This window comes from Anaerostipes amylophilus (assembly GCF_025567365.1).
Lineage (GTDB): Bacteria > Bacillota > Clostridia > Lachnospirales > Lachnospiraceae > Anaerostipes > Anaerostipes amylophilus.
Map to the genome: position 1 here is coordinate 52,835 of NZ_JAOQJG010000006.1, position 12,358 is coordinate 65,192.

13 protein-coding genes are annotated in these 12,358 nt (G+C 39.1%); all 13 read left to right on the plus strand.

What is annotated here, in order from left to right; all coding sequences use genetic code 11:
* Window positions 1-10 precede the first annotated feature (10 nt).
* The 13 genes from OCV53_RS09550 (at window position 11) to tsf (ending at window position 12,089) form a co-directional block, all read left to right on the plus strand.
* Window positions 11-958, plus strand: a complete 948-nt coding sequence (locus tag OCV53_RS09550) for an RnfABCDGE type electron transport complex subunit D (protein WP_055197888.1) — start codon at window positions 11-13, stop codon at window positions 956-958.
* Window positions 951-1,562: an RnfABCDGE type electron transport complex subunit G gene (locus OCV53_RS09555; protein WP_055197890.1), complete on the plus strand. Its 612-nt coding sequence runs from the start codon at window positions 951-953 to the stop codon at window positions 1,560-1,562. The genes OCV53_RS09550 and OCV53_RS09555 overlap by 8 nt, the downstream gene beginning before the upstream one ends.
* A 2-nt stretch (window positions 1,563-1,564) precedes the next feature.
* Complete coding sequence (rsxE, locus tag OCV53_RS09560) at window positions 1,565-2,269, plus strand: electron transport complex subunit RsxE (protein ID WP_055197892.1); 705 nt, start codon at window positions 1,565-1,567, stop codon at window positions 2,267-2,269.
* Window positions 2,270-2,280: 11 nt separating this feature from the next.
* Window positions 2,281-2,856, plus strand: coding sequence for an electron transport complex subunit RsxA (gene rsxA / locus OCV53_RS09565; protein ID WP_055197894.1), 576 nt, complete (start codon window positions 2,281-2,283; stop codon window positions 2,854-2,856).
* A gap of 12 nt (window positions 2,857-2,868) precedes the next feature.
* Window positions 2,869-3,720 carry an RnfABCDGE type electron transport complex subunit B gene (locus tag OCV53_RS09570; RefSeq protein WP_055197896.1) on the plus strand — a complete coding sequence of 284 codons (852 nt, stop codon included), beginning with the start codon at window positions 2,869-2,871 and terminating at the stop codon, window positions 3,718-3,720.
* Between the two features lie 125 nt (window positions 3,721-3,845).
* Window positions 3,846-4,097: a PRC-barrel domain-containing protein gene (locus tag OCV53_RS09575; RefSeq protein ID WP_055197898.1), complete on the plus strand. Its 252-nt coding sequence runs from the start codon at window positions 3,846-3,848 to the stop codon at window positions 4,095-4,097.
* Between the two features lie 70 nt (window positions 4,098-4,167).
* Complete coding sequence (nrdR, locus tag OCV53_RS09580) at window positions 4,168-4,617, plus strand: transcriptional regulator NrdR (protein ID WP_055197900.1); 450 nt, start codon at window positions 4,168-4,170, stop codon at window positions 4,615-4,617.
* Window positions 4,618-4,717: 100 nt separating this feature from the next.
* Complete coding sequence (locus OCV53_RS09585) at window positions 4,718-6,262, plus strand: YifB family Mg chelatase-like AAA ATPase (RefSeq protein ID WP_055197902.1); 1,545 nt, start codon at window positions 4,718-4,720, stop codon at window positions 6,260-6,262.
* Complete coding sequence (gene dprA / locus OCV53_RS09590; RefSeq protein ID WP_055197905.1) at window positions 6,252-7,334, plus strand: DNA-processing protein DprA; 1,083 nt, start codon at window positions 6,252-6,254, stop codon at window positions 7,332-7,334. Before OCV53_RS09585 ends, dprA begins: the two co-directional genes overlap by 11 nt.
* Before the next feature lie 17 nt (window positions 7,335-7,351).
* The gene (topA, locus tag OCV53_RS09595; RefSeq protein ID WP_022374432.1) at window positions 7,352-9,460 is read left to right on the plus strand and encodes a type I DNA topoisomerase; all 2,109 of its coding nucleotides are present in this window, start codon (window positions 7,352-7,354) and stop codon (window positions 9,458-9,460) included.
* Between the two features lie 15 nt (window positions 9,461-9,475).
* The gene (gene codY / locus OCV53_RS09600) at window positions 9,476-10,243 is read left to right on the plus strand and encodes a GTP-sensing pleiotropic transcriptional regulator CodY (RefSeq protein WP_022374433.1); all 768 of its coding nucleotides are present in this window, start codon (window positions 9,476-9,478) and stop codon (window positions 10,241-10,243) included.
* 157 nt (window positions 10,244-10,400) lie between these two features.
* A complete protein-coding gene (gene rpsB, locus OCV53_RS09605) occupies window positions 10,401-11,123 on the plus strand; it encodes a 30S ribosomal protein S2 (protein WP_172674557.1) in 723 nt (240 codons plus the stop codon).
* A 36-nt stretch (window positions 11,124-11,159) separates the two neighbouring features.
* On the plus strand, window positions 11,160-12,089 hold the full coding sequence (gene tsf / locus OCV53_RS09610) for a translation elongation factor Ts (protein WP_009204279.1): 930 nt from the start codon (window positions 11,160-11,162) through the stop codon (window positions 12,087-12,089).
* Window positions 12,090-12,358 lie beyond the last annotated feature (269 nt).

Sequence of the window (12,358 nt, forward strand, 5' to 3'; positions counted from 1 at the left end):
AGAGATACATATGAGCGAAACATTATATCATGTGTCAGCCAATCCTCATGTAAGAGATAATGGTTCAACACAAAAGATTATGTTAGATGTTATCATCGCATTACTACCCGCTACAATTTTTGGTATCTATATCTTTGGAGCATCTGCGGCACTGACAGTTGCAATTTCTGTTGCTACCTGTGTTGTCGTTGAGTATATTTACCAGAAACTTATGAAACAGCCAATCACAGTAAGTGACTTAAGTGCGGCATTAACCGGACTGTTACTTGCATTAAACTTACCACCAGAGGTACCATTCTGGATGCCGATCTTAGGTGGAATTTTCGCGATCATCGTTGTAAAACAGGTATTCGGTGGACTAGGACAGAACTTCATGAACCCAGCCCTTGGTGCAAGATGTTTCTTAATGATCTCATTTGCAGCAAGAATGACAACATTTACATATGATGGTGTAACAACAGCAACACCACTTGCTGTTATGGAACAGGGAAAAAGCGTAGATGTTATGAAATCATTCTTAGGATTTATCCCAGGAACGATCGGTGAAACATCTGCATTATTACTGATCATCGGTGGAGCATATTTAGTATTTAAGAAAGTCATCTCTCCGATCATCCCATGTGTTTATGTTGCAGTTGTAGCAATCTTCGTACTGATCTTCGGTGGTCATGGATTTGATCTATCTTACATGGCAGCACAGATCTTCAGTGGTGGATTAATGTTAGGTGCGATCTTCATGGCAACAGACTACGTAACATCTCCAATTACAAAGAACGGAAAGATCATCTATGCGATCGTTCTTGGTATTTTAACTGGATTATTCCGTCTGTTCGGACCAATGGCTGAAGGTGTATCTTACTCTATCATCATTGCCAACTTATTAGTTCCACTGATCGAGAGAGTGACAGTACCAACTCCATTTGGAATCGTAAAAAAAGGAGGTAAGAGCAATGAATAAGAATCTCGTAATGGATTGTATTAAATTATGTGTGATCACATTAATTGCAGGACTCCTTTTAGGTATCGTATATAACGTAACAAAAGCACCGATCGCCGCACAGGAAGAGAAGACAAAACAGGAAGCTTACAAAGCCGTATTCGAAGACGCAGCGAAATTTGATACAGTAAAATTAGATCAGAAAGACGTAGCGGCTGTCTTAAAGAAAAATGATCTTGGACAGAACACAATTTCTGAAGTCGTAAAAGCAGTTGACAAAAACGGAAAAGAACTTGGATATGTATTCTCTGTAACAAACCCAGAAGGATACGGTGGAGATGTAACTTTATCCGTAGGTGTCAGAGATGATGGAACAGTCAATGGTTATGAAACATTATCCATCAGCGAAACAGCTGGTTTAGGTATGAAAGCCAAAGAACCAGAATTTAAGAGTAACTTTAAAAACAAAAAAGCAGACAGATTTGAAGTTGTAAAAGATGGATCTGGTAAGAACGATGATTCTAAAGTAGATGCCATCAGTGGTGCAACGATCACTAGCCGTGCTGTCACAAGTGCAGTTAACAGCTGTGTTGCATATTCAAAGAGCCTGAAGGGAGGTAATTAAACATGAAACCAAATCCAATGGAACGATTGATTAATGGTATCGTAAAAGAAAACCCTACCTTCGTATTAATGTTAGGTATGTGTCCTACATTAGCAGTAACAACATCTGCGATCAACGGTGCAGGAATGGGGCTTTCAACAACAGCCGTATTAATGTTTTCTAACATGATCATTTCCGCATTAAGAAATGTCATCCCTGATCGTGTACGTATCCCAGGATACATCGTAGTTATCGCATCTCTGGTAACGATCGTACAGTTCTTATTACAGGGATATGTTCCAGCAGTTAACGATGCATTAGGATTATATATCCCACTGATCGTAGTAAACTGTATCATCCTTGGACGTGCAGAATCCTTTGCAGCAAAGAATGGACCAATCAACTCCTTCTTTGACGGACTTGGAATGGGACTTGGATTTACAATTGCCCTGACAATTTTAGGAGCATTCCGTGAATTATTAGGAGCAGGACAGATCTTTGGAATGCAGGTAATGCCATCTGCATATGAACCAATCACAATCTTTATTCTGGCACCTGGAGCATTCTTTGTACTTGCATGCTTAGTAGCAATCCAGAATAAAGTTAAGAGCAAAAAACCTCAGAAACCAGGACAGCCACAGACAAGTGGATGTGGAGACTGTGCTCACTGTGGAAACAGTGCTTGTGGTTCCAGAAGCTTTTTTGACACAACTGTAGATGACAAATAAGGAGGATCAGAATGAAAAGTTTATTGTTAATTGCCATCGGCTCAGCCCTGGTAAATAACGTTGTATTAAGCCAGTTCCTTGGTTTATGTCCTTTCCTTGGAGTTTCTAAGAAAGTTGAGACAGCAGCCGGAATGGGTGCAGCCGTTCTCTTCGTTATTACCATCGCATCAGCAGTTACAAATTTAATTTATACATTTTTATTAGTACCAACAGATTTAACATACTTAAATACGATCGTATTTATCCTGGTAATCGCAGCATTAGTACAGTTCGTAGAAATGGTATTAAAGAAATCTATGCCAGCATTATATGAATCTCTGGGAGTATTCCTTCCACTGATCACAACAAACTGTGCAGTTCTTGGTACAGCATTAACAAACGTACAGAACGACTATAGTTTCATCGCCAGCATAGTCAATGGTATTGGTATCTCTGTAGGATTCTTAATTGCCATCGTGATCCTTGCTGGTATCCGTGAAAAGATGGAATACAACAACATCCCAGAATCTTTCAAAGGAATGCCTATCACACTGTTAACAGCAGGATTAATGGCGATCGCATTCTTCGGATTCTCAGGACTTATTTAGGAGGTAAAGAAGATGAATATATCAGCAATTTTACTTGCCATGGTTGTTGTCGGAGGAACCGGTCTGCTTATCGCAATCTTACTGGGAATTGCCTCAGAGAAATTTAAAGTTCCTGTAGACGAGAAGGAAGTGGCTATCCGTGCAGAACTTCCAGGAAATAACTGTGGTGGTTGTGGATACGCAGGTTGTGATGGACTTGCAAAAGCAATCGCAAATGGAGAAGCACCAGTCAATGGCTGTCCAGTTGGTGGAGCAGCAGCCGCTGAAAAGATCAGTGCGATCATGGGTGTTGAAGCCGGAGAATTCGTAAAGAAAGTCGCATTCGTTAAATGTGCCGGAACTTGCGAAAAAGCATCTGACAAATACCAGTATTCTGGAGTTCAGAGCTGTATCGAAGCTATGAACGTACCAGGTGCAGGACCAAAAGGATGCGAATTTGGATGTATGGGATTTGGAAGCTGTGCAGCAGTATGTCCAGAAAATGCGATCTCTATCGTGAACGGAATCGCTCACATCGATGAAGAAGCATGTGTAGGATGTGGAAAATGTGCAGAAACATGTCCAAAATCTTTAATCGACCTTGTACCAGAAAATAAGAAAACAAGAGTACAGTGCAGCTCTAAAGAATTCGGTAAACAGGTAATGTCTGTATGTAAGGCAGGATGTATCGGATGTAAAGCATGTGAAAAAGTATGTAAACTTGGAGCAATTAAGGTTGAAAACAACATTGCACAGATCGATTATGAAAAATGTGTAGGTTGTGGATTATGTGCAGGTAAATGTCCAAAAGGAATCATTACAGGAAAGAAATTAGTTCCTAAGAAACCAGCACCTAAAAAACCAGTAGAAAAGAAAGAAGCTTAATCTTTCTTCATAATGATAATAATAAAGAAGCAGAAGATTCTAGAGATTGGATCTTCTGCTTTTTTCTGCGTCTATTTATCGAAAAAAAGAATACTATTATAATAGGAAGAAAAAGGATTTCCGACATGAAATTTCTCGAACTTCGGCAAAAAGATGTGATCAATTGTAACACAGGTGAATGCTTAGGATTTGTCTTAGACCTCGAATTTGAAATACATACTGGACAGATCTGCTATCTGATCGTGCCCAAAACAACAAAGATGATCCTGTGCCTTGGGAAAAAGAATAAAATCTATAAAATTCCATACAAATGTGTCGTGAGGATCGGAAGAGACACCATTTTAGTCGATATTAATGAAAAAGAATGCCTGAAATAAAAGAAAAGCTTTTATTTCATGGCAAAAAATGATATACTTCAAGCAGAAAAAAACACGGAGGTACAAGAAGATGAGATGCCCATATTGTGGAAGCGAGAATTCCAGAGTCGTAGATTCCAGACCGGCAGAAGACAACAATGCGATCCGTAGAAGAAGACAATGCGATGAATGCGGAAAGCGTTTTACAACTTATGAGAAGATAGAGACAGAACCATTAAGCGTTATCAAGAAAGATAAGACAAGACAGCTTTATGACCGAAGCAAAATAAGAAATGGAATCGTACAATCCTGTCACAAACTTCCAGTCTCCATGGGACAGATCGAAGCAGCGATCGATGAGATCGAGACAAAGATCTACAACATGGGAACAAGAGAAGTGGAGTCATCCGTGATCGGAGAGATGGTCATGGACAAATTAAAAGACTTAAATGAAGTTGCATATGTAAGATTCGCAGCCATCTATCGCGAATTTAAAGATGTGAACACCTTTATGAGTGAATTAAAGAAATTATTGAAATAAGTACGATTGTTTTGAATATACAGTATTGTAAAAATATTACTTTTGTGATAGACTAACCATATCATTTTGAAACCAGCTTCTTTTTTGAGAAGAGAAGGAGTTGAGTACTATTTATCAGGAAGTAATCACAGGAATCGTCAGTGGAGTGAGCGGAAGACTCATCCACGTCGAAGTAGAGATCAGAAATGGCCTGCCATATTTCACCATGGTAGGCTATCTTTCTAAAGAATCCATGGAAGCAAAAGAGCGCGTTGCATCAGCACTACGCTCCATCGGCCATCCCCTGCCATCCATGAAGATCACAGTCAACTTATCCCCAGCCAATATAAGAAAGAATGGAACTGCGTTCGATTTCCCAATCGCCGTGGCTTTTTTAGGGTGTCTGAATTTAATCGATGCAAGCAAATTAGAGGATATCTGCATTATGGGAGAATTAGGGTTAAATGGCAAGATCAGAGGGGTTGGAAACTGTCTTCCAATTGTTTTAGAAGCAAGAAAAAAAGGAATCCATAAGTTTTTTGCGGCAAGGGAAGATGCCAATTCCCTAAGAGGAATGGAAGATATCGAAGTCATATTTATGGATAGCTTACAAGATGTTTTGGACTATTTTCATGGAACGTATCAACAAAGATGCTACATAGATACAACACAATATCAGAAAGAAGAAACAGAAGAAGATTTTAGCGATATCATAGGTCAGAAACATTTAAAAAGAGCGATAGAAATTGCTGTCACTGGAAGACATCATTTACTGATCATTGGATCTCCGGGATCAGGAAAAACAATGGCAGCTAGAAGAATTCCGACAATCCTTCCACCATTATCAAAAGAAGAGAAAATGGAAGTTCAGGCAATCTATGATGCGACAGGAATCCAAAGATATTTAGAAGACAACACTCGTCCATTTCGCCAGCCACATCCAATGATCCCCAAGGCAGCGTTTCTTGGAGGAGGCAAGACACCGACCGCAGGAGAGATCACATTAGCGCATCATGGGATCTTATTTCTGGATGAATTTATGGAATTTAAAACCGAATGTATCGAAGCACTCAGACAGCCACTAGAAGATGGAACGATCGATATCACCAGAAATGGGATCTATCATCAGTTTCCAGCCGATTTTCAACTGATCGCAACGATGAATCCATGTCCTTGCGGTTATGGACTGGAAGACGGGATCTGTCGATGTACCTATCATGAAAAGAAACGTTATCTAAAGAAATTATCAGGGCCGATCCTAGACCGATTTGACATGGTTTTATGTATCAGTAAAAAAGATCACAACTTACAAAAAGCGAAACAAAAAGAAATGGTAGAAACGTCCAGTCAGATCAAAAAACGGATCAAAACAACCATCCAAAGAGAAAAAAATTTACTAAAAAATGATTCCTGCAATGCTATCGGTCAATTAAGCCACATACAGTTAAACAAGATCATTCATTTATCGAAAGAATGCAAAGAGATCTTAGACATTGCCTACCAATCCGGCAAGATCACAAGACGAGGAATGGATAAGATTTTAAAAGTAGCGTTAACAATCATGCTGATGGAAAATGAATCCGAGATCAAACCAATTCACTTAATGGAAGCTATGACTTTTCGAAACACAGATTTTATCAGAGAGGTGCTGGAATATGGAAGATAAATTATACTGGTACTGGCTGTGTGGCAAAGTCATGTTGCCGATCAAGAAACAAAAAGAACTGATGGATATCTTCATTCATCCAAAAGAACTCTATAAGATCACCCCAGAAATCCTAAAGGAACGCATGACAGATCTTGAATACGGTCGTTTCATCAACTCAAGAGATGAATCAATGATTCAGAAAGACTATGAAGCTTTGCATCGTGAAAATATCCGTTTTATTATTCAAAAAGAAGCTGCATATCCGAATCGTTTAAGAAAAATTTATGATGCTCCCTATGGCATCTTTCAAAAAGGCCAGCCATATGAAGAAAAAGAACTGTCAATTGCGATCGTAGGGTCAAGATTTCCGACAACTTACGGCTTTGAAATCTCGAAAAAATTCGCAAAAGAGTTGGCAGAGCAAGGTGTACAGATCATCAGTGGCCTCGCAAGAGGCGTAGATGGGACGGTTCACCGTGAAATAATCGACAAAAAAGGACAAGCTGTTGGAGTTTTAGGATGTGGGATCGATCTCATTTACCCAAAAGAGAATTTTCAGTTATTTTATGACATGTATGCGAATCAGACAGTTATTTCCGAGTACCCGCCAGGCAGTGAACCACTTAAATGGCATTTTCCAGAAAGGAATCGGATCATCAGTGGATTAAGTGATGGAATCCTTGTGACAGAAGCCAGAGAGCGAAGCGGATCACTGATCACAGCGGATTGTGGGCTTGATCAGAATAAAGAAGTATTTGCAGTTCCCGGAATGATTACCAATAAACATTCCAAAGGCTGCCACGGACTCATCAAACAAGGCGCAAAATTGGTTGAAAATGTCGACGATATTTTAACAGAATTTTCAGAATTCACAGGAATTTCACGAAAATTTCCAAAGCTTCATACAAAATCTCTTGCAAAGGCAGAAAAAAGGGTGTATGATATGTTGAGCTTGAAACCGAAACATATTGATGAGATCTTAAGTGCATCCGGTTTTTCTTATGAAGAAGTGATCAAAGCATTATTTCAATTAGAAGCGAAAGGATATATCAAACAGACTCATCAAAATTTATATATCAAAAAAATGTAAATAAGGGGTAATACTATATGCCAAAATATCTAGTTATCGTCGAATCACCGGCGAAAGCAAAAACAATTAAAAAATTCCTGGGCAGAAATTATGAAGTGATTGCGTCCAACGGGCATGTTCGCGATCTGCCAAAGAGTACCTTAGGAATTGATATCGAGAATGACTTTGAACCAAAGTACATTACGATCCGTGGGAAGGGTGAAGTATTAGCAGCTCTTCGTAAAGCAGTAAAGAAAGCAGACAAAGTATACCTCGCGACTGACCCGGACCGTGAAGGAGAAGCCATCTCATGGCATTTATATTACGCATTAAAATTGGAAAATAAGAACTACAGCCGTATCACATTCAATGAGATCACAAAAACAGCGGTCAAAGATTCCATCAAACATGCAAGAGATATCGACATGAACTTAGTCGATGCACAGCAGGCAAGACGTGTCCTAGACCGAATCGTAGGATATCAGATCAGCCCAATTCTTTGGGCAAAGATCAAACGAGGATTAAGTGCTGGACGAGTTCAGTCTGTAGCACTGCGACTCATCTGTGATCGAGAAGAAGAGATCAATTTATTTATTCCACAGGAATACTGGTCGCTCGAAGCCTTATTAGATGTCAAAGGAAGCAAAAAGCCTTTAGAAGCGAAACTTGTTGGAACCAAAGATCAGAAAATGGAGATCCACAGTGAAGAAGAGATGAATGAGATCTTATCCTATTTAAAGGGAAAAGAATTCACAGTAGAAGGGGTAAAAGTTACCGAACGATTAAAGAAAAGCCCACTTCCATTTACAACAAGTACGCTGCAGCAGGATGCATCCAGCAAGTTAAATTTTGCACCACAGAAAACCATGCGTATCGCACAGCAGTTATACGAAGGTGTGAACATCAAAGGACAGGGAACGGTCGGTCTGATCACATACTTACGTACAGACTCCACACGTATCTCTGTGGAAGCTGATGCAGCAGCCAAAGAATATATCAAAGAAGCTTATGGAGCTGAGTTTGTCGGAGAAGGAACTGTCGCAAAGAAAGACGACAAGAAAGTACAGGATGCCCATGAAGCCATCCGCCCAACCTACATGACAAATTCACCAGCAAGCATCAAAGACGAGCTGTCAAGAGATCAGTTCCGTTTATACCAGCTGATCTGGAACCGTTTCATGGCAAGCCGTATGGCACCAGCCAAATACGAAAATACATCTGTAAAGATCGCAGCCGGAGATTACCGTTTTAACGCATCTGCAAGCAAGATCGCTTTCGATGGATTCTTATCCGTATATAACATTAATAATGAAAAATCCGAAGGAAACTTAATGTTAAAATCCATCGATGAGAATACAAAACTTACATTAAATGAACTAGAACCAAAACAGCATTTTACACAACCACCAGCACATTACACAGAAGCATCTCTGGTTAAGACATTAGAGGAATTTGGAATCGGACGACCAAGTACTTATGCGCCAACAATCTCAACGATTACAGCAAGACGTTATGTTGTCAAAGAAAAGAAGAACTTATATGTCACAGAGCTTGGAGAAGCAGTCAACAACATGATGAAGAAAGCATTTGCAAGTATCGTTGATGTGAACTTCACAGCGATGATGGAAGGACTTCTTGATATGGTAGAAGAAGGAAAAGTCCATTGGAAATCCGTCATTGAAAACTTCTATCCAGACTTTGAGATCGCCGTTCAAAATGCTGAGAAAGAATTAGAGAAAGTCAAGATCGAAGACGAAGTAACAGACGTTGTCTGTGATGAATGTGGAAGAAACATGGTTGTCAAATATGGACCATACGGAAAATTCCTTGCATGCCCTGGATTCCCAGAATGCAGAAATACGAAACCACATTTCGAGAAAGTCGGAATCCCATGTCCAATGTGTGGCGGAGAAGTCGTCTTAAAGAAAACGAAAAAAGGAAGAAAATATTACGGATGCGAAAACAATCCGGAATGCGAATTTATGTCATGGCAGAAACCATCCACAGTCAAATGTGAGAAATGCGGAAGCTATATGATCGAAAAAGGAAAGAAGCTGGTATGTTCCAATAAAGAATGTGGATTCGTATGCAGCATGCCAGAAGAAGCAAAAGAGAAAGAAACTTCCGGGGAGTCAGTTTCAGAATAAGGAGATAAAATATAGATGAGTAGTATACAGTTACTAGATAAAACAAGAAAGATCAACAAATTACTTCATAACAATAATTCACAGAAAGTTGTATTTAACGACATCTGTAAAGTCTTAACAGAAGTTATGAATTCCAATGTCCTTGTGATCAGCAAAAAAGGAAAGATCCTAGGAAAAAATGAAGCAGACCACATCGAAGTCCTTCATCAGCTGATCTCAGGAAATGTCAAAGATTATGTTGATTTTTCATTAAATGAAAGACTATTAACGATCCTTTCCACAAATGAAAACGTCAGCCTTTCCACTTTAGGATTTGAGTCAGATATTGACGATTATTATGCGATCATTGCACCAATCGATATCGCAGGGGAAAGATTCGGAACATTATTTATGTACCGCCAGAGGGAAAATTATTCCATTGATGATATTATTTTAGCAGAGTATGGAACAACCGTTGTCGGACTTGAAATGTTAAGATCCGTAAGCGAAGAAGTGGAACAGGAGCGAAGAAAGAAAGGAATCGTAGATTCCGCGATCAGTACTTTATCCTTCACAGAACACAAAGCAGTGCTTCATATTTTAGAAGAATTAGAAGGAAATGAAGGAGTCTTAGTCGCAAGCAAGATTGCAGACAGATTCGGGATCACGAGATCCGTTGTCGTAAACGCATTAAGAAAACTAGAGAGTGCCGGAGTTGTCGAGACAAGATCTTCCGGTATGAAAGGAACCTATATTAAGGTAGTGAATGACTTTATATTTGACGAGATCACAAAGCTTGATTAATTCTTTTATAATTAATGAAAAAGTTCTTGCAAAGAAGGACAAGGTCTGATATACTGTCATAGGTAAAAATAAACACGCTATTGGAATTCTGATAAGTGCCCAAGTGGTTTGTCAGAACGATGAAAATAGCGGAAGCAAAAACTAAAGGAGATTTAAAATGAGCGTTATTTCAATGAAACAGTTACTTGAAGCAGGTGTACATTTCGGACATCAGACAAGAAGATGGAACCCTAAAATGGCACCATACATCTACACAGAGCGTAATGGTATCCATATCATCGACTTACAGAAATCTGTAGGAATGGTTGACGATGCTTACAATGCAGTAAAAGAATGTGTAGCACAGGGTGGAAAGATTCTGTTCGTAGGAACAAAGAAACAGGCTCAGGATTCTATTCAGGCTGAAGCAGAACGTTGTGGAATGTTCTACGTAAACCAGAGATGGTTAGGTGGAATGATGACTAACTTCAAAACAATCGAATCTAGAATCGCTAGACTGAAAAAGATCAAAGAGATGGAAGAAGACGGAACATTTGACGTACTTCCAAAGAAAGAAGTTATCGAACTTAACAAAGAAAAAGACAAATTACAGAAGAACTTAGGTGGAATCGAAGAAATGGGTGGACTTCCAGACATGATCTTCGTTGTAGACCCTAAGAAAGAAAGCATCTGTGTACAGGAAGCACATACTTTAGGAATTCCTCTTGTTGGAATCGCAGATACAAACAGCGATCCTGAAGAATTAGATTATATCATCCCAGGAAACGATGATGCGATCCGTGCAGTAAAACTGATCACATCTGCTATGGCTGATGCAGTTATCGAAGCAAACCAGGGAATCGATGCAGACTCTGAAGAAGTTGCAGAAGACGCTGAATAATTTATTCACACTTTCAATTTAGGAGGAAAAAGAATCATGGCTATCACAGCAGCAATGGTAAAAGAATTAAGAGAAATGACTGGTGCCGGAATGATGGATTGTAAGAAAGCTCTTACAAACACAGACGGAGACATGGACGCAGCAGTTGAATTTTTAAGAGAAAACGGTCTTGCAAAAGCAGCAAAGAAAGCTGGACGTATCGCAGCTGAAGGACTTGTTGCAGTAGCAGTATCTGAAGATGCAAAAGAAGCAGCAATCGTTGAAGTTAACTCTGAAACAGACTTCGTAGCTAAGAATGATACATTCAGAACATATGTAGCAGAAGTAGCTGATCAGGCTCTTACAACAAAAGCAGCTGATATCGAAGGATTCTTAGCAGAAGAATCTAAAGCAGAAGCTGGAAAAACTGTAAAAGAAGCATTAGATGGTAAGATCGCCGTTATCGGAGAAAACTTAAACATCCGTAGATTCGCTAAAGTATCTGCAGCAGACGGATTTGTTGCATCTTACATCCACGCTGGTGGAAAAATCGGTGTATTAGTAGAAGTTGCTACAGACGTAGTTAACGACGAGATCAAAGAGATGGCTAAAAACGTAGCAATGCAGGTTGCAGCTATTTCTCCAAAATACACAAGCAGAGATGAAGTTTCTAAAGATTACATCGAGCATGAAACAGAAATCTTAAAAGTTCAGGCTATGAACGAAAACCCAGACAAACCAGAAAACATCATCGAAAAGATGATCGTTGGACGTCTGAACAAAGAATTAAAAGAAGTATGTCTGTTAGATCAGGCTTATGTTAAAGCTGAAGATGGAAAACAGGCAGTTGGAAAATACGTAGAACAGGTTGCTAAAGCAAACGGAGCTAATGTTACAATCAAAGGATTCGTTCGTTTTGAAACTGGTGAAGGTATTGAAAAGAAAGAAGAAGACTTTGCGGCTGAGGTTGCTGCTCAGTTGAAATAATTGATTGATTCTTTGTTAGAGTTAATTTGATATTTTTTTAGTGAGTATTGAAGGGCATATATCCTTGTTTTGAGGGTGTGTGTCCTTTTTATTATTTGAAAATTTTTAGATTTGAATCAATATGATGGGCACATATCCTCTAATTGGTATGTGTTTCTATTGTGGATAACTTGTTAGTAGAAAGTATATGTATGATCTGGTATACTATATTATAGAAATAAAAAGACCAATGTTTAGAAATTTATTTTCTTAAATTTAATGTATGATGA

Excerpts from the sequence above, each read along its gene's own strand:
- topA (WP_022374432.1), top strand. The coding sequence starts at position 7,352 with ATGCCAAAATATCTAGTTATCGTCGAATCACCGGCGAAAGCAAAAACA.
- rsxA (WP_055197894.1), top strand. The coding sequence starts at position 2,281 with ATGAAAAGTTTATTGTTAATTGCCATCGGCTCAGCCCTGGTAAATAAC.
- OCV53_RS09570 (WP_055197896.1), top strand. The coding sequence starts at position 2,869 with ATGAATATATCAGCAATTTTACTTGCCATGGTTGTTGTCGGAGGAACC.
- rpsB (WP_172674557.1), top strand. The coding sequence starts at position 10,401 with ATGAGCGTTATTTCAATGAAACAGTTACTTGAAGCAGGTGTACATTTC.
- dprA (WP_055197905.1), top strand. The coding sequence starts at position 6,252 with ATGGAAGATAAATTATACTGGTACTGGCTGTGTGGCAAAGTCATGTTG.
- OCV53_RS09575 (WP_055197898.1), top strand. The coding sequence starts at position 3,846 with ATGAAATTTCTCGAACTTCGGCAAAAAGATGTGATCAATTGTAACACA.
- OCV53_RS09550 (WP_055197888.1), top strand. The coding sequence starts at position 11 with ATGAGCGAAACATTATATCATGTGTCAGCCAATCCTCATGTAAGAGAT.
- OCV53_RS09555 (WP_055197890.1), top strand. The coding sequence starts at position 951 with ATGAATAAGAATCTCGTAATGGATTGTATTAAATTATGTGTGATCACA.
- tsf (WP_009204279.1), top strand. The coding sequence starts at position 11,160 with ATGGCTATCACAGCAGCAATGGTAAAAGAATTAAGAGAAATGACTGGT.
- nrdR (WP_055197900.1), top strand. The coding sequence starts at position 4,168 with ATGAGATGCCCATATTGTGGAAGCGAGAATTCCAGAGTCGTAGATTCC.
- codY (WP_022374433.1), top strand. The coding sequence starts at position 9,476 with ATGAGTAGTATACAGTTACTAGATAAAACAAGAAAGATCAACAAATTA.
- rsxE (WP_055197892.1), top strand. The coding sequence starts at position 1,565 with ATGAAACCAAATCCAATGGAACGATTGATTAATGGTATCGTAAAAGAA.